The following is a 20,430-nucleotide window of genomic DNA, read 5'->3' on the forward strand; positions in this document are numbered from 1 at the left end:
AGAAGAACTAAATCTAGTAAGGTTTTATTTGTTTATTTGGAGGCAGCGTGAGGCTGCCTTTTGACATAAGAATAAGAAGATAAGCGGATGATTTATTAGGGGGGGACTATGTGAATCTGATTGATGTGCTTATTATAGGGTTTGTCTTGTTAGGAGCGTTGCATGGCTATCAAAGAGGCTTAATAACAAGTATTTTTAATTTTTTCATTTGGATTGCCGGCTTCTTAGTGGCATCGTGGCAATACATGGCTGCTCTTCGCTGGACAGAACATTACCTTCCGCTTCGGGAATGGATAGAGCCTGTAATTTATCGGACTCTGCTTCCCTCTGTAGAGTCTAAGGCCTTAACTTTACAACAAAAAGTACTAGGTAACATAATAGGCGTAATACCCGAAGAATGGCGCAGTATGCTCCCTTCTGCAGAATTACCTGGTGTAGAAATTCCTCAAACTATTGAACAAATGACTCATAGCCTAGCTGGAACGATTACTGACAGTATCTTAAGCCTAATAGCCTTTGGCTTTGTGTTTTATTGTGTGGTGTTAGCAATGCAGTTATTAGTATTTATTCTCCTTCGCCCATTAGGCATTTGGAGTGGGTCGTTTAATCGCGGAGGGGGACTTTTGTTTGGTGGACTAAGCTCCCTTATTGGTTTATCTGTATTGGCAGGTATATTGACACCACTGTTACAAATAGATGTGAATCATAGCTTTAGTGGGCTCGTCCTGAACTCATACCTTTACCCCTATTTGGTAGAGACTTTTAACGCCTTAGACCAGATATTTTCGGCACAACTTAGGGAAAAGCTCCTTGAACCACTATCAATGGGTAAGGGAGTTTGGTTTTAAGCGCTAATTAATGTCTGCTTAGGAAGCGGGGATTTAGGCAGCCGTTAGTCATGGTATATTAGGAAAGCTACTTCAGGCAACTGGAGTTTAGCTGGACATACTATCGTATAAATCAAACGAAGAAGAAGAAGACTTAGAGTATCTGGCAGCATAATCTTGCCAAGTTAATTCAGGTAGGGGTGATTCTCGTGGGCTTTAAAAAGGTAAAATTAGCGTGGGATGAACTAGGGATGTCGGAGCAAGAAGATCAAGCGATGATTGAATACCTCTCCTTTTTGAGTAAGGGAAAAACGGAGAGGGAATCTTGGCAGATCATAGAAGGGTGGGCTCATCAAAGCGGGTTTATACCTCTTGATAAAGTGGATAACTTTAAGCTTGGTCAGAGGGTTCGTCTGGCTGTTCGGGGAAAAGCCGGCATTTTAGCTATTGCAGGGCTCCGACCATTAAATGAAGGATTCCGTTTAATTGCGAGCCATATTGACGCTCCCAGGTTAGATATTAAGCAACGCCCTCTCTATGAAGAAGAAGGATTAGCTTTTCTAAAAACCCATTACTATGGAGGGATCAAGAAATATCAATGGATGGCCTTGCCTCTGGCTCTTCATGGTGTTGTCATCCTGCGCGATGGGCATAAGGCTGAAATTGTGATTGGGGAAGATGAAGAAGATCCAATCTTCACAATTTCGGACTTACTCCCACACCTTTCTAAGGATCAATATAACAAGAAATTACGCGAGGCTATAGCTGGAGAAGGACTTAATCTTTTGTTAGGACACAATCCTTCCCCGGGAGAGGGTGATGAACGGGTTAAATCAGCGATACTCCTCTTTCTTAAGGACAAATATGGTATCGAAGAGGACGATTTTGTAAGTGCAGAGTTAGAGGTCGTACCTGCCGGAAAGGCTCGTTATGCAGGATTGGACCGCAGCTTTATTGCCGGATATGGACAAGATGATCGAATCTGTTCTTTTGCTGCTTGGAAAGCGATTGAAGAAATAAAGCAACCGGAGTGGACAACGATTGTTCTTTTTGCGGATAAAGAAGAGATTGGCAGCGATTCCAATACAGGTATGAAAGCTCGTTTCTTAGAAAACTTTATTGCGGAACTTATCACATTGCAAAATGGAAACTACGACGGGTTAATGGTCAGGCGCTCTCTGGCTCGAGCTAAAGCACTTTCCGCGGATGTCACAGGTGGATATGATCCTAATTACGCCGATGTTATGGATAAACGTAATTCAGCCTTTTTAGGACGAGGTTTGGTTATCAGTAAATATACTGGTTCTGGAGGGAAATATGGTACGAGTGATGCCAACCCAGAATTTGTTTCTGAAGTTCGCAGAATTTTCGATAATGCTAAGATCTCGTGGCAAACAGCCGAATTAGGGAAAGTTGATCAAGGGGGCGGTGGGACAATTGCCCAATATATGGCCATATACGGAATGGAAGTCTTGGATTGTGGTGTGGGAATTCTAAGTATGCATGCTCCTTGGGAAATCTCCTCGATTGCTGATTTAGTGATGATGATACGTGGGTATCATGCATTTCTGAAATATCAGAGCTAACCGATTAACTGAAAGGGAAGACTTATACATGAATAGTGCATGGATTCAGAGTAGCTTGAACCACTTTGATTGGCAGCAATTCGGAACTGCTGCCTTAAATTCGATATTATATATTGTAATAATACTTGTTATTTCGCGTGTCGCTTATTGGTTAATAATTTATTTATTACGAAGAACGTTACTGGATCACAAAGGAAAAAAAATCCTCGATGAACGTAAGGCTAATACAATGTTCTCGCTTCTTAGAAGTATGTCGTTTTATTTAATTACCTTTACTGCTATTCTACATACGCTTAAACACATATTTAATTTTGACACTGGGACTCTTCTAGCCTCGGCTAGTGTCTTGGGTGTAGCATTAGGTTTTGGTTCGCAAAGCCTGGTTAAAGATATAATTGGCGGATTTTTCATCCTTTTCGAAGATCAGTTTTCCGTTGGAGATTATATACAAACTGGACAATTTGCGGGAGTTGTAGAAGAGACTGGGATTCGGGCAACACATCTAAGGGACTGGGGCGGCGAACTTCATATTATTCCTAATGGCAGCATTACAGCCGTTACCAATTTCAGCCGTGGCAAGATGAGGGCTTTAGTTGATATACTGGTTCCCTATGATGAAGACTTAGACAGGGCCATGAAAGTAATGCATTCTGTTTGCGAGACAGTCAGTACGGAGTTTGAGGATAAAATTATTGATCCCCCTGCAGTGCAGGGTGTCATCCAGTTTGGAGAACGAAATGCTGTTTTGAGAGTGATTGGATTTACTCAACCTAATGAACAATGGAGCTTGGAGCGAGAACTGCGTCGTCAAATTCACAGCGCTTTTTTAAAAGAAGGAATTCGAACACCACAACAAAATATTTTTATGTCTGATCCCTTGAAACGCGATAAAGAAAAGACGTGATAAAACATATTCTTAACTGACATATAAAAATTGTTTTATAAAAGTTTAAGTTTATTCAAGGTGAGAAATGATGTGCGATTTTCATATCCGTGCTTCGTGCCTCGAACTTCGAACCTCGATTTAGAGAGGGGAATTAGTGATGATTCCGTTAAATGTGGGAGATATTGTTCGTCTTCGTAAGCCTCATCCCTGTGGCAGTCTAGATTGGAAAGTAATGCGAACAGGGATGGATTTTCGTATCCAGTGTTTAGGATGTCAGCATCAAGCTTGGATTCCCAGAGTAAAACTCGAACGCAATTTAAAGGAAATTCTTCAGCGTGCTGATGAAAAATGAGCAGAGTGGTTGCAGAGTAAGAAAACATCACATATAATCGGTTAAGATAGCTCGTCAGTGTATTATGAGGAGGTTCAGTCATGACTTTACATGCAGGAATTGTTGGCTTGCCGAATGTTGGTAAGTCGACGTTGTTTAACGCCATTACTCAAGCGGGTGCCGAAGCCGCAAATTACCCATTTTGCACGATAGATCCAAATATTGGAATGGTAGAAGTACCTGATTCCCGTTTACAAAAACTCGCGGATATGGTTCATCCTAAGAAGATTGTTCCTGCAACTGTTGAGTTTGTAGATATTGCCGGACTCGTTAAGGGAGCAAGTAAAGGGGAAGGCTTGGGGAACAAGTTCTTGTCCCACATTCGCGAGGTCGATGCAATTGTGCATGTCGTGCGCTGTTTTGAAGATGAGAATGTTATCCACGTTGAAGGTAATGTAAACCCTAAGCGGGACATTGAGACGATTGACCTTGAGTTAGTCTTAGCGGATATGGAGAGTATAGAGAAGCGTTCTGAGCGTACATCGAAACTCTTGAAAACGGGAGATAAAAAGGCTCAAGGGGAAATTGCACTCTTAGAACGCTTGAAGGAAGTGTTCAATCAGGGTAAAGGGGCTCGTTCATTGACCTTTACAGATGAGGAACGGGATATTCTAAAGGGATTTTCGCTCTTGACTCTAAAACCGGTGCTCTATGTAGCGAATGTTAGTGAAACTGGACTAGCTACAGCAGCTGATAATCCCTATGTTCAACAGGTTAAGGCGATTGCTGCCGAAGAGGGTGCCGAAGTTGTTGTAGTCTGCGCACAGATTGAAGCGGAAATTGCAGAGCTTGAGGCAGATGAAAAGGATGCTTTTCTGGAAGACCTGGGGCTCGAAGAATCAGGACTAGACCGATTAATTCGAGTAGCCTTCCATTTATTAGGCCTCATGACGTTTTTTACAGCTGGACCTATCGAAGTCAAAGCCTGGACGATTTACCAGGGAACAAAGGCTCCTAAAGCTGCAGGGGTAATTCATACTGATTTTGAACATGGATTTATTCGCGCAGAAGTAGTCTCTTACAAGGACTTCGTGGAGTACAACGGTATAAATGGTGCAAGAGATAAAGGACTGGTTCGTTTAGAGGGTAAGGAATATATTATGAACAATGGAGATATTGTTCACTTCCGCTTTAACGTATAAACTTAAGAAGTATTTTCACCAATAAAGAAATTGAAACAGAAAAGTTGCTTTTTAAGGGATAGAATGGTATAATTTCTGCTTGGTAGTCTAAATATCCCTGCTCCGTAAAATCGGGGCCGTTTAGTCCGAGGGGAGGTGCAAATATGAAAGCGTATGAATTACTTTATATCATCAGGCCAGATCTAGATGAGGAGGCAACCACGGCACTAGTTGATCGTTTAGGAGGGCTCGTTGCCAGCAATGGCGGAGCAAATCTAACCGTCGAAAAGTGGGGTAAACGTCGGTTAGCCTATGAAATCAATGATTACAAAGAAGGCCAGTATATCCTGATGAATTTTGAAGGCGAAGGCCGTACATCTCAGGAAATTGAGCGGGTTATGAAAATATCTGACGATGTAATCCGTTTCCTAACCGTTAGAAAAGATGACTAAAAGGACGGTGGGGCATATATGTTAAATCGTGTCGTTTTGATTGGCCGTTTGACGAAAGACCCCGAATTGCGTTATACGCCAACAGGTGTAGCGGTCGCCAATTTTACATTAGCGATTGATCGCAATTACAAAAATGCTCAAGGGGAAAGAGATACAGACTTTATTAATTGTGTGGTCTATCGACAACTTGCTGAACTCTGTGCTAATTATTTAGCGAAGGGAAAACTGGCAGCGGTAGATGGACGAATTCAAGTGCGTTCGTACACTGGACAAGACGGTCAAAAACGCTGGGTTACAGAGGTTATTGCTGAAGATGTTCGTTTCCTGAGTCCTAAAGACGGAGGAAGCACAGAATCAAAATCTTCAGGCGGAAATAGTTCGTTTGGACATGAAGTAAATTTGGATGATGACATCCCATTCTAACAGGGGAAGGGGAGAATTAGTATGAAACGTGAACGCGGACGTCGCCCACGTAAACGGGTATGCAGTTTTTGTGTAGACAAAGTGGAGTCAATGGATTACAAAGAGACTCATAAAGTGCGTAAGTATGTTACTGACCGCGGCAAGATATTGCCTCGTCGTATTTCTGGAAACTGCGCTATGCATCAGCGCCAAGTAACCTTGGCTATCAAACGGGCTCGCAGTATTGCCTTATTGCCATATAGTGTAGAGTAGATAAAAGGGAGCGAGAGCTCCCTTTTCTATTTTATAATAGTAAAGAGTATAAAATTAGTAAAGAGTATAAAATTACGGTACCGTAAAAAAATATAACTTTCTGGAAGGTTCCTTGGTTAAATTTTCATTCAATAAAGGTGCAGGAGATTCGTAGGTTTATCACGAACTGTATTCGATAGGCACAGTTTGTTTCTTAGAGAGTATAACGTACAAAAAGGTAACTTGTTTAGCTCAAGCTGAACATCGGAAGCAGAGAACAAAAACTCTCACTTAAAAGAAGTGGGAGTCTCTGAAGTGGATAGAGATTAGGAGGGGGCATCCCTGGATATTGAAGTAGATGTTGTTAAAGGCTTAAAAGCTATTGATGAACTCAAGGTTAATCTAATTCAGGCTCAGTGGCTTGTTCAACATGGAACTCTGAGCGGTTCTGAGGATGAAATGATTCAGGGCTTGGCAGACCTTGTAGGAATGAGCTATTTATTAGCAAGAAGGTTGGGTTTTGACTTTTCTCGACTTGATCGTATGTTGTTGCAACGCTTGGAAGGTCTAAAAAATACGGACGAAATGAATCTTGAAAAGCAATGGGGAGATTTGAGCTTATTATTAAGTTATCTAGCCCCTGAGGATTAACTTTTAATAGGAGAAAGTTGGAGATAATGTTTATAAGTGATGAATTGGCACGAGATTACTTAGCGAGAATGATTCTTTTGACCTTTCCCGGGGTGGGAATCGCGATGGGAACATGGGGTTTTTTTTGGGAAGTATTTTTGTTATTCAGTGTGTTTATTGTGGGTCGTCGAAAAGGAGTGTTTACTGTTGCATTCTTTTTGGCGATTGGCTATATTGCAGCCTTGGTGATTTTTAAGATTGAAGCTATTAATTACCTTGGCTTTGTACCATTAGCGGGATTGCTGGGCGTTTTTGGGTGGCAAAAGGGTTGGCCGATACGTGTAAACTTTTTTTGGAGTGCTGTCGTGGCAGCAGTTTTAGGTATGGTACAAACTCTGCCGTTTGTTTTACAAGGATTTGATGCTGATACGGCAAATGTCATGATTAATACAACAGTTCAACAATACCACGCGTCTGGATTGTTGGAAATAATGAAACAACAAGGCATAAACGAGGTGCAGATCCGAGATTTGTTGCAACAAGGAATTGACATTTATGCTTTAGTCATTCCAAGTATTGCCGCGATTCTCGCCATAATTGAGTTTGGGTTTGTCTTCTATGTTATGAGGCGTTTGTTTAAAGGGGACATGGAATGGATTCCATTCACCCGTTGGCGCCTCCCTTGGTATGCGGTTTGGGGAGCGGTTTTGGGAATCGCATGCTATCTCTTAGGGGATCAGTTTTCCTGGCCTGTTATTCGTGGAATAGGAATTAACCTTATGGTTGTTTACGCTGCATTTACCCTGGTGTTGGGGATTTCTGCGTATCTCTATTTGTTACAATCCCCAAGGATTCCCAGGTTTCTTAAATGGGCCTTAATTCTTGTTAACTTCATATATTTCATGTTTAGTTTTGTCAGTATAATTATATTTGGACTGTTTGATTTAGTAATGAATTTTCGGCGCTTACCGGAAGAATCGTAAGGAGGAATTTTATATGAAGGTTATTCTTCAAGCAGATGTCAAAGGAACCGGTAAAAAAGGACAAATTTTAGAGGTTGCAGATGGATATGCCAGAAATTTTCTTTTCCCTAAGAAATTAGCTATTGAGGCTACTACAGGCAATATTCAGGATATTTCACATAAGAAAGCTCTGGAAGATCGCCGCAAAGTAAAGGAAAAAGAAGATGCAATTCAATTAGGTAATAAACTTAATGCCCTTCAAATCGAAGTTAAGACAAAAACAGGTGAAGGCGGTCGCTTGTTTGGGTCTGTGACAAGTAAAGAAATTGCCGATGCCTTAAAGAAACAGCATAGTGTAGAAATAGATAAACGGAAATTGGATATTAAAGAGCCTATTAAAGCTCTTGGCAGCTATGAAGTGCATGTGAAGATCCATCCGGAAGTGATTGCGAAGCTCCAGGTACATGTAAGTGCTATCTAAAAGAAGACACAAAACATGACCAACGATAATCTGTTCTCGTGAAAGGGGTCCCCTCAATGAAAGGGATTTTGACAAAATGGTTAAATCAAACAAATCTCGGCGATCGGTTACAAGATGAGGAAGAGTGGATTCGAGAAGTAGAAGCACTTTATGTACTGCTTTCAAATTATTATGGAACTGACAAGCTAGTTCTTAAGGCCAGTCGATTGGAAGCACTAAAGCTCATGCGCTCGGATGAACTTGTTGAACGTGTCGCCGGATTACGAAAAATCGTATCTGATGATCCTACGGCTCAACAGATACCAAAAATGCAGGAGATACCCCAGATATTAGATGAAATTGAGGAACAAATAGCAGATCTTATTGCTCGACGTGCAGTTGAAGATCGACTTGAACGGGTAGTTTCAGAAAAGATGCAGGAACGTCATCAGGATTACGTTAAAGAAATTAAAATGAATGTGCTAAAAGAAACTGCTGGACCGGAAAATGCTCAAACACTAAAGAAGTTAGCCATTCTCGAGAAGATGAATACTGTTTCACTTAAACGATCGGCGTTTGATGTATTACGGCCCCAAACTGTGGAAGAAATTGTAGGGCAGGAAAGCTCTGTACAAGCACTTTTGGCCAAATTAGCAACACCCTATCCTCAACATATGTTGATATATGGTCCACCCGGAGTTGGTAAAACTTCGGCAGCCAGGGTTGCTTTAGAAACGGTTAAAAACCGGCCCTACTCTCCCTTTACTAAGGATGCACCCTTTATTGAGGTGGATGGTACAACCTTAAGATGGGATCCCAGGGATGTAACCAATCCTCTCTTAGGTTCGGTACATGATCCGATCTATCAAGGTGCGAAGCATGACCTGGCAGATACGGGTATACCAGAACCTAAAATGGGTCTGGTGAGCGATGCTCATGGAGGGATTCTTTTTATCGACGAAATTGGGGAAATGGATCCTTTACTTTTAAATAAGTTGCTTAAAGTGCTCGAGGATAAGCGTGCATTCTTTGATTCTTCCTATTATGATCCCGGAAACAGTCAAGTTCCTCAATGGATAAAGAAACTCTTTGATGAGGGAGCACCCGCTGATTTTGTTCTGATTGGGGCAACCACGCGGGATCCGGCTGAACTTAATCCTGCCTTGCGTTCTCGCTGTTCAGAAGTTTTCTTCGTGCCATTAGAACCGAGAGATGTTCAACACATTATACGTCAAGCAGGGGATAAGCTTGGCGTGAGCTTGGAAGATAATGTCCCTGAAATTATTAGTGAATATGTGATAGAGGGGCGCAAGGCTAATAGTATTCTGACAGATGCTTACGGTCTGGCCAGGTATCGCAACCCAGAACAAGAGGAAGTTAGAGTAACAAGTGAGGATGTCTATGAAGTCCTGCGCTCTGCTCGGCTGACCCCTTTTATTTTTAGAAAAGTCCAAAGCAACGTGGAAATCGGACGAGTTTTAGGGCTGGGGGTAGCTGGATTCTTAGGCTCAGTATTGGAAATTGAAGCGATTACCTTTACAGGACAAGATGGAAAAGGCACGATCCGGTTTAATGAAACTGCTGGAAGTATGGCTAGAGATGCTGTATTTAATGCCGCCGCTGTTATTCGTGATCTTACAGGGGAAGATTTACGTAATTACGATGTGCATGTTAACATAATTGGCGGGGCAAAAATTGACGGTCCATCAGCAGGACTGGCAACAACCTTGGCCATTTACAGTGCATTAAAAAAACAACCGCTCAGGCAGGATGTTGCTGTGACTGGAGAGATCTCTATTCAAGGGAAAGTTAAACCAGTCGGCGGGATTTATGAAAAGATTTTTGGTGCTAAGCAGGTTGAAGTTCGGAAGGTTTTGATCCCCTTTGAAAATATGGCGGACGTACCTCTAAGTTTACAGGGCATTGAAGTGGTGCCTGTCAGGACGATCGAAGAGGCTATGAGCCATGTTTTTGATATTTAAATATTAATGTAGAATATTAGAGTTAGTATGACCGGAGGAGAGAAGATATGGAACTCATAAAAGTTCCACCACAGAATTTAGAGGCCGAACAAGCGGTCTTGGGCGCAATGATGCTCGATCCGGAGGCTGGGAGTTCTGTCTTTGAAATACTTCAACCGGATGATTTTTATAGAGATAATCACCGTTTGATTTTTTCAGCAATTCAAGATCTCTCTGAAAAGGGAGACCCGGTTGACTTAGTAAGTGTTGCAGAAGTTTTACGTCGTCAGGGGCGTCTGGAACAAGTGGGCGGAATAGCGACAATCTCTGAAATTGCCCGTTCTGTACCTTCTGCAGCAAATGTAGAATATTACGCTAAACTTGTAACGGAAAAGGCTCTGTTGCGTCAACTTATTCGAGCAACAAGCAGTATCCTGGAACGGGGATATGAGCCGGGGGAAGAGGCTCGCAGCCTTCTGGAAGAAGCAGAAAAATTAATTCTGGATCTTTCTCGCCGACGTGTTAAAGATGGGTTTAGTATTATTCGTGACGTTCTATTAGAGACCTTTGAAAAGATAGAGTATCTCTATGCTCATAAAGGAAATCTAACGGGTGTTCCAACCTTTTTTACGGAATTAGATCGAATGACTTCGGGTTGGCAACCTTCTGATTTGGTGATTATTGCAGCTCGGCCCTCCATGGGAAAAACGGCGCTTGTTTTAAACATGGCACAAAATGCGGCAGTTCGGGCGAAGGTCCCGGTTGCAGTTTTTAGCTTGGAAATGTCCAAAGAACAATTAGTACAACGAATGCTTTGTGGAGAAGCGATGGTTGATCAACAGCGTGTAAGGACGGGAGACTTACTGGATGCAGACTGGCCGAAGTTGACGAGAGCAGTGGGGCCTCTTTCGGATGCCCCGATCTTTATTGATGATACCGTAGGGATCTCCTTGGCAGAGCTTCGTTCGAAGGCTCGCAGATTGAAGACAGAACATAATTTAGGGATGATCATTATTGATTATCTGCAGCTTTTGTCTGTAGGGAAAAAGTCTGAAAGCCGCCAACAGGAAGTTGCACAAATCTCCAGATCTCTCAAAGGGCTTGCTCGTGAACTAAAAGTGCCAGTCATTGCTTTGTCACAGCTTAATCGAGGGGTTGAACAACGCCAAGATAAACGGCCTATGATGTCAGACTTGTTGGAGTCAGGAGCAATTGAAGCGGATGCAGACGTGATCTCATTCATTTATCGGGATGATTATTATCATCCGGAGTCAGAAAAAAAAGGAATAGCAGAGTTGATTATTGCAAAACACCGTAACGGTCCAGTAGGAACCGTTGAATTAGGGTTTCTTAGAGAATTCACCAAGTTTGTAAACCTGGATCGACAACATCAAAGTGCTTAACAATCCCCCTTGCCATTTGTCGGCGAGGGGTTTTTCTGCACTAGTCAGAGCCACATGCCGCTTGCAGGTACTAGAATACATCCATTGACTAGCACATGAAGGAATTTTTATAAGTATAGATATTATAATTGTTATGGCAAGTTCTGTTTTGGCGAAATAGAGAAACGAGAATGTCGAATGTTTTATGTATTTTTTTGATTAATGTTCGGTTATTAGATTGACAAGGGGGAGCTGGATTGTTAAGATAAAATTGTTTGCGACTGGGGTTTTTTATATTTAGAAAAGAAAACGGCTCTAGGAGGGAAAACAATGAAACATAATGTAGATGTCTTAATTATCGGAGCCGGTCCGGCCGGAATTTTTACGGCCTTAGAGTTAACAAAGCACGATAAAGATTTGAAGATTCTTATTGTTGATAATGGTCGAAGCATAGAAAAGCGAAAGTGCCCCGCTCGTACGACTGGGGTTTGTGCAGGATGTAATCCTTGTGCTATCACTAGGGGATGGTCGGGTGCCGGAGCTTTCAGTGATGGTAAACTGTCTTTGAGTCCTGCGGTAGGCGGTCGTTTGGTTGAGTATATGAAAGAGGAACAGGCTCAAGAGTTGATTGATTATGCTGATTCAATTTACCGTCAGTTTGGTGCTCAGGAAACAGTATATGGCTTAGATAACCGCCGGGTGGAAGAAATTCAGTATGAAGCATCTCGTCACAATATTGCGCTAATTCATTGTCCAGTACGGCATTTGGGTACGGAGCTGGCCTATGATGTCTTAAAGGGGATGTATGAACATCTCATGCAAAAAACAAACACGATTTTCTGGGAACTTGCCGAAGTTAAGAATATTTTGGCCGACTCAGAAGGAGCAATAGGGGCTGCTATCCAACGTCGAGATGAACAAGAGCTGGATGAAGTGTTTGCTCGTTATGTGGTTGCTGCCCCCGGTCGAGGGGGAGCAAATTGGCTCGCGGATCAGACTGTTCGCTTAGGCGTTGTAACAGAAAACAATGAAGTCGATATTGGAGTAAGGGTCGAAGTGCCAAACTCAATTCTTGACAATTTAACGCGTGAACTTTACGAACCTAAACTGGTATATTATTCAGATACTTATGACCTCAAAACACGGAGTTTCTGCGTCAATCCGGGCGGAGTGGTATCAGAGGAACACTACGACGGAGATATTGCTGTAGTAAATGGGCATAGTTATGCGGATCCTGAGAAGAAGACCAAGAACACGAATTTTGCTTTATTGGTTTCTACTCGCTTTACAGAACCCTTCAATCAACCCATTGAATATGGACGATATATTGCCCGGCTGGCGAACATGCTAACAGGTGGAGGAGTAATGGTACAGCGCCTGGGAGATCTTCTGCAGGGCAGGCGGACGACGGAAAGTCGTTTGCGAAAATCTACGACTATTCCTACGCTTCTCTCTGCTGTTCCGGGAGACCTTAGTTATGTGCTCCCGGAGCGGTACTTGACTTCCCTTATTGAGACTCTCAAGGCGTTCGATAAGATCGCACCCGGTATGTATTCTAAGAATACGTTATTATACGGAGTGGAGGTTAAATTTTATTCTTCTAAAGTAAAGGTAAAATCAAACTTTGAAACAGCAATACCTAGGTTATATGCAATTGGGGATGGAGCGGGAATCACACGCGGGTTAATGCAAGCTTCGGCGACAGGGATTGTTGTTGCCCGAGATATTGTGGCCAAGGTAAAATAAATTAATATTTACACTCCCTTGTGGAAGATAATCAAAATTATCATTTAAGAGGAAAGAATGACTGGGGGCGAAGTTTGTTGCTCGATCGATATACTCATCCTGAAATGGGAAAGTTATGGCAGGACGGATATGAATATGATCGCTGGCTAGAAGTTGAACTGGCTGTTGCTGAAGTTATGGCAAAACGTGGGGAAATCCCTCAAAAGGCCATGGAAGATATTAGAGCTAAGGCAAAAGTGAATTCCGAACGGATTTTAGAAATTGAGGCCGTAGTGCGTCATGACCTAATTGCTTTTCTGCAAGCAGTTGTAGAGGAGGTTGGAGAATCCGGAAAATACTTACACCTGGGATTGACTTCTTCAGATGTTAAAGACACTGCGTTAAGCCTGGTGTTAAAAGATTCAGGTCTTCTGCTGAAAAAAGACTTAATAGAGTTCCGAGAGGCATTGGTTAAACGAGCCTTGGAGAGCAAATATACAGTGATGGTCGGTCGGACTCATGGTATACATGCTGAGCCACTAACGTTTGGCTTAAAGCTGGCACTATGGATTGCCGAGATTGATCGTCAAATCGAACGTCTTGATCAGGCTATAGTTTCTGTAAGTGCTGGGAAGATCTCAGGAGCAGTGGGAACGTATGCCAACGTCTCACCAGAAGTAGAAGAGGCTGTTTGTCAACATCTGGGTCTGGAGACTGCTTTGGTGAGCAATCAAATTTTGCAAAGGGATAGACACGCTCATTTTGTGACAACCTTAGCTTTAATTGGGGGCTCTATCGAAAAAATCTCAACAGAAATTCGCAATTTACAACGCACAGATATCCTTGAAGTAGAGGAACCTTTTGCAGACGGACAAAAGGGCTCCTCTGCAATGCCGCATAAGCGGAATCCGATCATTTGTGAGCAAGTATCAGGAATGTCGAGGCTTCTTCGAGGCAATGCGGTGGCCGCTATGGAGAATATTGCGCTCTGGCATGAACGGGATATGACTCATTCTTCTGTTGAACGGATCATACTTCCGGACAGTTGCATTCTGTTAGATCATATGCTTCGACAGATGACAAAAGTTATTTCCGGGCTTAAGATTCGTGAAGATCACATGAAGCGAAATCTCCAGAAAACCTTTGGACTGACATCCTCCCAGCGCGTTCTCTTGGCCTTAGTCGAACATGGTTGTATGAGAGAAGAGGCTTATGCCTGGGTTCAACAGAACGCATTTGAAGCCTGGGATCAAGGGTTGGACTTCATAGAAGTTGTTTCCAAGGACGCTCGTGTTCTAAACTATTTGACCATAGTAGAAATTCAGGGCTTGTTTGATTTAAGATATCATCTACAGCACGTGGATAATATCTTTAAACGACTGAAATTAGAAAATTAGAGCTTGAAAGATGGGAGGAAAATCTATATGGCTGCTGTTGTTTTAATTGGTTCTCAATGGGGGGACGAGGGAAAGGGCAAGATAACGGATTTCCTAGCCGAAAAAGCGAATGTTGTTGTAAGGTACCAAGGCGGGAACAATGCCGGTCACACGGTTGTTGCAAATGGAGAAGAGTTTAAACTTCATCTAATTCCTTCGGGAATTCTCTATGCAGACAAGACTTGCGTGATTGGTAATGGAGTGGTGATTGATCCGAAGGTCTTGTTAGAGGAATTAGATTACCTTGCCAAGCGAGGTATTAAGACGGGAAAGCTAGTCATTAGTAGTAATGCCCATGTCATAATGCCCTACCACAGAGTGCTTGACGGCTTGGAAGAAGAGGCACGCGGTGAGCATAAAATTGGAACCACAGGACGTGGAATCGGTCCGGCTTATATGGATAAGGCGTCGAGGATTGGGATTAGAATTATTGATCTTTTAGATAAGGATGAGTTTGCTGAGAAACTACGGCGTAATTTAGTCGAGAAAAACAATTTGTTCGTGAAAGTCTACGGTAAGGCAGCACTTGAATTTGAAGAAATTTATGAAACCTATCTGGGTTATTCGGATAGAATTCGTTCGATGGTGACTGACAGTTCACTTACCATTGATGTAAGCATTCAAGCAGGAGAGAAAGTCCTCTTTGAGGGGGCACAAGGGACCTTGCTTGACATAGATCATGGTACTTACCCGTTTGTTACATCATCTCATCCGATAGCCGGAGGAGCTTGTATAGGAGCCGGAGTTGGGCCAACGCGTATTAATCGTGTAATTGGGGTTATTAAGGCCTATACTACGCGTGTGGGAGAAGGCCCTTTCCCTACAGAGTTACTAGATGAGACCGGCGAAGAAATGCGGAAGAATGGACATGAGTTTGGAACCACCACCGGCCGCGCGCGTCGATGCGGTTGGTTTGATGCGGTTATTGCCAGATATGCTGTTCGTGTGAGCGGAATTTCGGATTTTGCTATAACAAAACTTGATGTTCTTACCGGATTTGAGACGTTAAGAATCTGCGTTGGGTATCGTGTAGAGGATGAGATTATCCGAGAATTTCCACAAAGTCAAAAGATATTCAAGAAATGCCAACCAGTTTATGAGGAAATGCCTGGTTGGAAAGAAGATATTACACAAGTCCGCCGCTTCGAGGACCTGCCCCAGGCAGCCCAAAATTATATTCTCAGGATTGAGGAATTGTCGGGTGTACCAGCTACTTTGGTGGCAATTGGTCCTGGACGTGAGCAAACAATTGTACGTGGGGAAATTTTTAGTTAAGAAAAACATTGACACTTCTAATACTTTCGTGTAAAATTCTAATTCGTGGTACAAATATTGGGCCATTAGCTCAGTCGGCTAGAGCACCTGACTTTTAATCAGGGTGTCCCGCGTTCGAGTCGCGGATGGCCCACCATAACAGAATTGAACGTTTTAGCCATGTTGGCATCGCAAATGATTTACGGCAGTGAGAAATTCTAATCTCACTCTATAAAGTCGGAAGCTTTGTCCAGCATGGCTAAAATTGCATTAAGGGCTCAACGAACAATATTTCTTAGGGCAGACTCCTTGGATTGATACCACTGAGGGAATAAATGTTGTTCTTCTTGGGCGCGATACTGAGGGGAAATCGCGCTATGATGCCAAAGACAGCGAGGGTAAACCTTTTATTCAAGAGATCATTACTAATGGAGCTCAAGTCGGAGGCGACTTTACGGATTATACATTCCCTAAGCCAAATGAAACCGAACCGTTACCGAACCGTTACCGAAGAGGTGTTATTCTTTGCTATTTGAACCCTATAATTGGGTGATCGGGACTGGGAACTGGGTGGATGATATCGATAAACTTGTTCAAGCAAAGCAACTTGAATATCATCAAAAGGGTAGAGTAATTATGATTTATACCCTAGTATCCATCTTATCAGCCTTAGGAATTGCACTCGTATTAGGGACGATCATGAGTAAAAAAATATCTGATCAGATTGTTGCGATAGCGAATAACGCAGATGAAATTGCAAAGGGTAATCTGAAAGTAAAAAGTCTCAATATTAGTTCTAAAGATGAATTAGGACAACTAGGCAGAGCTTTTAAAACTATGACCGAAAATTTAATTAATCTTGTTGAACAAGTGTTATCGTCCTCAAGGCAAGTTGCTGCCTCATCCCAACAATTGAGTATAGGAGCAGAACAATCTGCACAAGCCTCTCAGCAAGTTGCATTATCAATATCGGAAGTTTCCTTGGGGGCTGAAAAACAGCTGAGTGCAGTTAATGAGACATCCGCAAGCGTGGAGGAGATGTCAGCAGGAATCCAGCATATGTTAGAGAATGCCAAAGTAGTCGTTAAGTCCTCGGAAAAAACTGCCCATTCTGCTTCTGCGGGAAGTCAAGCCATTGACAAGACGATTCAGCAAATGGTTAATATTGAAAGAACAGTAATAGGGTCAGCAGATATGGTTACGAATTTAGGAGAGCGGTCTAAAGAAATTGGACAAATTGTAGATACCATTTCTGGTATAGCAGCACAGACAAACCTTCTCGCCCTAAATGCAGCGATTGAAGCTGCGAGAGCAGGTGAACAAGGGAGAGGGTTTGCTGTAGTTGCGGATGAGGTCCGAAAATTAGCAGAACAATCGCAAGAGGCGTCCAAACAAATTGCCACGCTGATCAGTGGAATTCAACAAGACACGCAAAAGGCAGTTTTATCGATCAATGAAGGAACTCATCAAGTCAAACTTGGAACAGAGGTTGCTGAAACTGCTGGCCAAGCATTTAACGAAATAACGTCACTAATTAACCAGGTTTCGTCTCAGATTGAGGAGATCTCAGAAGAGATTAGACAGATGGCTGCAGGCAGCGAAAGAATAGTCTCATCCATATCGGATATTAATGAGACTAGTAAAGAAATCACTGGACAGACACAAACTGTGTCTGCAGCAACGGAAGAACAATCAGCCTCAGTTGAGGAAATAGCCTCCTCAAGTCAGGTATTAGCTAATATGGCGGAAGAATTACAGGAAACTTTAAAGAAGTTTAGTATTAAAAACTATTAAATCTAGTTAAAGCCAAAAGATAGGGACTAAACAATCACGTAGGAATGAATAAGTGATGCGTATTAATTTGTAATTATAAGAAGACGTGATTAAACAGAAAGTGTTTAGTGACTGTCTTCTTAAGTTTTCCTTAAAACCAACATCGAATAAACTGAAGTGAAAACAATATATAATTATTGTTCGTGCAAAATGCCTTCTTTTGGGCTCATATCATAAAAAAAGCAGAATTTGATGAAATTTGGGAAAATATATAGAATTATTGTTTTCCTTGTGCTATAGTCAGATAAAAGGAACAATAAAATATCGAAAAGGATCTTTCCGATATTACATAAGGCTATTGACAAAGGCAAACTTAGCGAAAGCTGAGGACGCAAAGCTACGGGTCTTCCACGTAAGGGTGATGATAGCCGAGCTGCCAATCAGGGACTCTGTCGTGCCTTAAGGGGGGCGATTTTTTTGTAGTCAAAACAATTATGAGGCCTTTTTATTTAGGTTATTTTAAATTAAATTAATAAAGGGGGACGGGAGAGAAATGACGAAAATAAAGTACCGCATTATTCTTTTGTTAGTGATAACAGCACTTATTATGGGTTCAATTCTCGGAGGGTACAGTATTTATAGTTTAGTAGCAGCAGAACAAACTAACCTAAAACAATATCGAGATACACTGTACGAACAGTTTGATCGAAATATTAAGCTTCAAGTTCAGACTGCTCACAGTTTAGTTCAAGATATTTATGCCAGTCAGCAAAGAGGAGAATTAACTCCTGAAGAGGCAAAGAAGAAAGCAGCCGATTTAGTGAGAAATTTACGGTTCGATAATGGCAACTACTTTTGGATTGATACCACAGAGGGGGTAAATGTTGTTCTCCTCGGGAGAGATACTGCCGAGGGTAAATCGCGTTATGATTCCAAAGACGGTGATGGCAAACTATTCGTACAGGACTTTATCAAGAATGGTACACAGGTCGATGGAGGCTATTCGGATTATAAATTTGCAAAACCAAATGAAACTGAAGCGTTACCAAAGAGAAGTTATACTTTGTTATTTCAACCCTATAATTGGGTGATCGGAACTGGGAACTGGGTTGATGATATTGATAAACTTGTTGCGGCGAAGGAACTTGATTATCAGCAAAAGGGCAGAGTAAGTATAATCTATACTTTAATATCAATCTTATTGGCCTTAGGAATAGCAATCGTCTTAGGGACGATTATGAGTAAAAAGCTTTCCAATCAGATCGTTGCGATGGCAACTAGTGCAGAGGAGATTGCCAAAGGGAATCTTAAAGTAGAGGGTCTCAATATTAGTTCTAAAGACGAATTAGGTCAACTAGGAAGAGCTTTTAAAACTATGACTGAAAACCTAATTCAGCTTGTTGAACAAGTGTCATCGTCCTCAAGGCAAGTTGCTGCCTCATCCCAACAATTGAGTATAGGAGCAGAACAATCTGCACAAGCCTCTCAGCAAGTTGCATTATCAATATCGGAAGTTTCCTTGGGGGCTGAAAAACAGCTGAGTGCAGTTAATGAGACATCCGCAAGCGTCGAGGAGATGTCAGCAGGAATCCAGCATATGTTAGAGAATGCCAAAGTAGTCGTTAAGTCCTCGGAAAAAACTGCTCTTTCTGCTTCTGAGGGAACTCAAGCCATTGACAAGACGATTCAGCAAATGGTCAATATTGAAAGAACAGTAACAGGGTCAGCAGATATGGTTACCAATTTAGGAGAGCGTTCTAAAGAAATCGGACAAATTGTGGATACCATTTCCGGTATAGCAGCTCAGACAAACCTTCTCGCATTAAATGCAGCAATTGAAGCTGCGAGAGCAGGTGAACAAGGAAGAGGATTCGCTGTAGTAGCTGATGAGGTCCGGAAATTAGCAGAACAATCGCAAGAAGCGTCTAAACAGATTGCCACGCTGATCAGTGGTATTCAACAAGATACGCAAAAGGCGGTTTTATCGATCAATGAGGGCACACAACAAGTTAAATTGGGAACACAAGTAGCTGAGACCGCAGGCCAAGCATTTAATGAAATAACGTCATTAATTAATCAGGTTTCGGCCCAGATTGGAGAGATCTCGGAAGAGATCCAACAAATGGCTATGGGTAGTGAAAGAATAGTCGCATCGGTTTCAGATATATATGAGACGAGTAGAGATATTACTGGCCAGACACAAACTGTGTCTGCTGCGACGGAGGAACAGTCGGCCTCGGTAGAAGAAATTGCCTCTTCGAGTCACGTGTTAGCTAATATGGCGGAGGAACTGCAACAAACCTTGAAGAAATTTAATTATTAAGCAACTTATGTTCAAGACCTAAAGAGATAGGAACGATATGTGGTATCGTTCCTATTCTAGTAATGTCGTTCCTGAGTAGTTTCTTGACATTTAAGAGTGTATTTAGACGAAAAAAATAGATGACCTAGTGAATTCTGTTTTTCAAAAAAGGTAGAAATTTAAAATTTACTATAAAGCTCGATAGAATTATAGAAAAGTCTTGACAGAGATAGCAACATAGTGTAATATTCATATTTGTGAGTGTCCTTTAAATATTTCTTTACTTTAAGTCGGTTTTAAAAGTATTTTAGAGTATTGAGATTCTGACATTTATAAGGCCCGTTGGTCAAGCGGTCTAAGACACCGCCCTTTCACGGCGGTTACACGGGTTCGAATCCCGTACGGGTCACCAAAAACTTTAATGCCTCGGTAGCTCAGTCGGTAGAGCAGAGGACTGAAAATCCTCGTGTCGGCGGTTCGATTCCGTCCTGAGGCACCATAATGTCTAGCTAAGGAAATTAAGTCAAGTTGTTTATACTATAAAAAATAGCTCTCAAGGTTCTGTAATTTCCGCTGGGAAATAACAGAACCTTTTTTGTCGTAATTTGAAGTTTTAAGGTGTTTACCA

General features: G+C 42.0%; 19 protein-coding genes, 3 tRNA genes and 1 riboswitch. All 22 genes read left to right on the forward strand.

All coding sequences use genetic code 11. The annotated features are described in order from the left end of the window. The first annotated feature begins 110 nt into the window (after positions 1–110). The 22 genes from M8E35_RS08770 (at position 111) to M8E35_RS08875 (ending at position 20,301) form a co-directional block, all read left to right on the forward strand. Positions 111–848 (forward strand): CvpA family protein, encoded by a 738-nt coding sequence (locus M8E35_RS08770; protein WP_252468485.1) that lies wholly within the window; start codon positions 111–113, stop codon positions 846–848. A gap of 188 nt (positions 849–1,036) precedes the next feature. Further along, positions 1,037–2,413: an aminopeptidase gene (locus tag M8E35_RS08775; RefSeq protein WP_252468486.1), complete on the forward strand. Its 1,377-nt coding sequence runs from the start codon at positions 1,037–1,039 to the stop codon at positions 2,411–2,413. A 28-nt stretch (positions 2,414–2,441) separates the two neighbouring features. After that, positions 2,442–3,317 (forward strand): mechanosensitive ion channel family protein, encoded by an 876-nt coding sequence (locus tag M8E35_RS08780; RefSeq protein WP_252468487.1) that lies wholly within the window; start codon positions 2,442–2,444, stop codon positions 3,315–3,317. 139 nt (positions 3,318–3,456) lie between these two features. Further along, entirely contained in the window at positions 3,457–3,651 is a 195-nt protein-coding gene (locus M8E35_RS08785) for a DUF951 domain-containing protein (protein WP_229250642.1), read from the forward strand. A gap of 80 nt (positions 3,652–3,731) precedes the next feature. After that, positions 3,732–4,832: a redox-regulated ATPase YchF gene (gene ychF, locus M8E35_RS08790; protein WP_252468488.1), complete on the forward strand. Its 1,101-nt coding sequence runs from the start codon at positions 3,732–3,734 to the stop codon at positions 4,830–4,832. Between the two features lie 143 nt (positions 4,833–4,975). Next, positions 4,976–5,263 (forward strand): 30S ribosomal protein S6, encoded by a 288-nt coding sequence (gene rpsF / locus M8E35_RS08795; protein ID WP_073027035.1) that lies wholly within the window; start codon positions 4,976–4,978, stop codon positions 5,261–5,263. A gap of 18 nt (positions 5,264–5,281) precedes the next feature. Beyond that, entirely contained in the window at positions 5,282–5,686 is a 405-nt protein-coding gene (locus tag M8E35_RS08800; RefSeq protein ID WP_073027037.1) for a single-stranded DNA-binding protein, read from the forward strand. 21 nt (positions 5,687–5,707) lie between these two features. Continuing rightward, positions 5,708–5,938, forward strand: a complete 231-nt coding sequence (gene rpsR / locus M8E35_RS08805; RefSeq protein ID WP_007787675.1) for a 30S ribosomal protein S18 — start codon at positions 5,708–5,710, stop codon at positions 5,936–5,938. 327 nt (positions 5,939–6,265) lie between these two features. Further along, entirely contained in the window at positions 6,266–6,568 is a 303-nt protein-coding gene (locus M8E35_RS08810) for a MazG-like family protein (protein WP_073027039.1), read from the forward strand. A gap of 26 nt (positions 6,569–6,594) precedes the next feature. Beyond that, positions 6,595–7,530, forward strand: a complete 936-nt coding sequence (locus M8E35_RS08815; RefSeq protein WP_252468489.1) for a DUF2232 domain-containing protein — start codon at positions 6,595–6,597, stop codon at positions 7,528–7,530. A 13-nt stretch (positions 7,531–7,543) separates the two neighbouring features. Continuing rightward, entirely contained in the window at positions 7,544–7,990 is a 447-nt protein-coding gene (gene rplI / locus M8E35_RS08820; protein ID WP_073027043.1) for a 50S ribosomal protein L9, read from the forward strand. Between the two features lie 56 nt (positions 7,991–8,046). Further along, positions 8,047–9,951 carry a Lon family ATP-dependent protease gene (gene lonC / locus M8E35_RS08825; protein ID WP_252468491.1) on the forward strand — a complete coding sequence of 635 codons (1,905 nt, stop codon included), beginning with the start codon at positions 8,047–8,049 and terminating at the stop codon, positions 9,949–9,951. A 47-nt stretch (positions 9,952–9,998) separates the two neighbouring features. Further along, positions 9,999–11,333 (forward strand): replicative DNA helicase, encoded by a 1,335-nt coding sequence (dnaB, locus tag M8E35_RS08830; RefSeq protein WP_073027047.1) that lies wholly within the window; start codon positions 9,999–10,001, stop codon positions 11,331–11,333. Between the two features lie 309 nt (positions 11,334–11,642). Further along, entirely contained in the window at positions 11,643–13,058 is a 1,416-nt protein-coding gene (locus M8E35_RS08835) for an NAD(P)/FAD-dependent oxidoreductase (protein WP_252468492.1), read from the forward strand. Between the two features lie 77 nt (positions 13,059–13,135). Continuing rightward, positions 13,136–14,434 (forward strand): adenylosuccinate lyase, encoded by a 1,299-nt coding sequence (purB, locus tag M8E35_RS08840; protein WP_464244812.1) that lies wholly within the window; start codon positions 13,136–13,138, stop codon positions 14,432–14,434. A gap of 27 nt (positions 14,435–14,461) precedes the next feature. Further along, positions 14,462–15,748 (forward strand): adenylosuccinate synthase, encoded by a 1,287-nt coding sequence (locus M8E35_RS08845; protein WP_252468494.1) that lies wholly within the window; start codon positions 14,462–14,464, stop codon positions 15,746–15,748. Positions 15,749–15,807: 59 nt separating this feature from the next. After that, positions 15,808–15,884, forward strand: a tRNA-Lys gene (locus tag M8E35_RS08850). A 174-nt stretch (positions 15,885–16,058) separates the two neighbouring features. Further along, positions 16,059–16,280, forward strand: coding sequence for a cache domain-containing protein (locus M8E35_RS08855; protein WP_252468640.1), 222 nt, complete (start codon positions 16,059–16,061; stop codon positions 16,278–16,280). Further along, positions 16,253–17,521 carry a methyl-accepting chemotaxis protein gene (locus M8E35_RS08860; RefSeq protein ID WP_252468495.1) on the forward strand — a complete coding sequence of 423 codons (1,269 nt, stop codon included), beginning with the start codon at positions 16,253–16,255 and terminating at the stop codon, positions 17,519–17,521. Before M8E35_RS08855 ends, M8E35_RS08860 begins: the two co-directional genes overlap by 28 nt. Before the next feature lie 335 nt (positions 17,522–17,856). Continuing rightward, positions 17,857–17,941: riboswitch (cyclic di-GMP riboswitch) on the forward strand. 112 nt (positions 17,942–18,053) lie between these two features. Further along, positions 18,054–19,823 carry a methyl-accepting chemotaxis protein gene (locus M8E35_RS08865; RefSeq protein ID WP_252468496.1) on the forward strand — a complete coding sequence of 590 codons (1,770 nt, stop codon included), beginning with the start codon at positions 18,054–18,056 and terminating at the stop codon, positions 19,821–19,823. Positions 19,824–20,138: 315 nt separating this feature from the next. Continuing rightward, a tRNA-Glu gene (locus M8E35_RS08870) sits at positions 20,139–20,214 on the forward strand. A gap of 11 nt (positions 20,215–20,225) precedes the next feature. After that, positions 20,226–20,301 (forward strand) — tRNA-Phe (locus M8E35_RS08875). Positions 20,302–20,430: the final 129 nt, after the last annotated feature.

The organism is Desulfosporosinus nitroreducens (assembly GCF_023897015.1).
GTDB lineage: Bacteria > Bacillota > Desulfitobacteriia > Desulfitobacteriales > Desulfitobacteriaceae > Desulfosporosinus > Desulfosporosinus nitroreducens.

Coding starts and splice junctions, on each gene's coding strand:
- M8E35_RS08800 (WP_073027037.1), top strand. CDS start 5,282: ATGTTAAATCGTGTCGTTTTGATTGGCCGTTTGACGAAAGACCCCGAA.
- M8E35_RS08865 (WP_252468496.1), top strand. CDS start 18,054: ATGACGAAAATAAAGTACCGCATTATTCTTTTGTTAGTGATAACAGCA.
- M8E35_RS08845 (WP_252468494.1), top strand. CDS start 14,462: ATGGCTGCTGTTGTTTTAATTGGTTCTCAATGGGGGGACGAGGGAAAG.
- lonC (WP_252468491.1), top strand. CDS start 8,047: ATGAAAGGGATTTTGACAAAATGGTTAAATCAAACAAATCTCGGCGAT.
- M8E35_RS08780 (WP_252468487.1), top strand. CDS start 2,442: ATGAATAGTGCATGGATTCAGAGTAGCTTGAACCACTTTGATTGGCAG.
- M8E35_RS08835 (WP_252468492.1), top strand. CDS start 11,643: ATGAAACATAATGTAGATGTCTTAATTATCGGAGCCGGTCCGGCCGGA.
- rpsR (WP_007787675.1), top strand. CDS start 5,708: ATGAAACGTGAACGCGGACGTCGCCCACGTAAACGGGTATGCAGTTTT.
- dnaB (WP_073027047.1), top strand. CDS start 9,999: ATGGAACTCATAAAAGTTCCACCACAGAATTTAGAGGCCGAACAAGCG.
- ychF (WP_252468488.1), top strand. CDS start 3,732: ATGACTTTACATGCAGGAATTGTTGGCTTGCCGAATGTTGGTAAGTCG.
- M8E35_RS08815 (WP_252468489.1), top strand. CDS start 6,595: ATGTTTATAAGTGATGAATTGGCACGAGATTACTTAGCGAGAATGATT.
- rplI (WP_073027043.1), top strand. CDS start 7,544: ATGAAGGTTATTCTTCAAGCAGATGTCAAAGGAACCGGTAAAAAAGGA.
- M8E35_RS08785 (WP_229250642.1), top strand. CDS start 3,457: ATGATTCCGTTAAATGTGGGAGATATTGTTCGTCTTCGTAAGCCTCAT.
- rpsF (WP_073027035.1), top strand. CDS start 4,976: ATGAAAGCGTATGAATTACTTTATATCATCAGGCCAGATCTAGATGAG.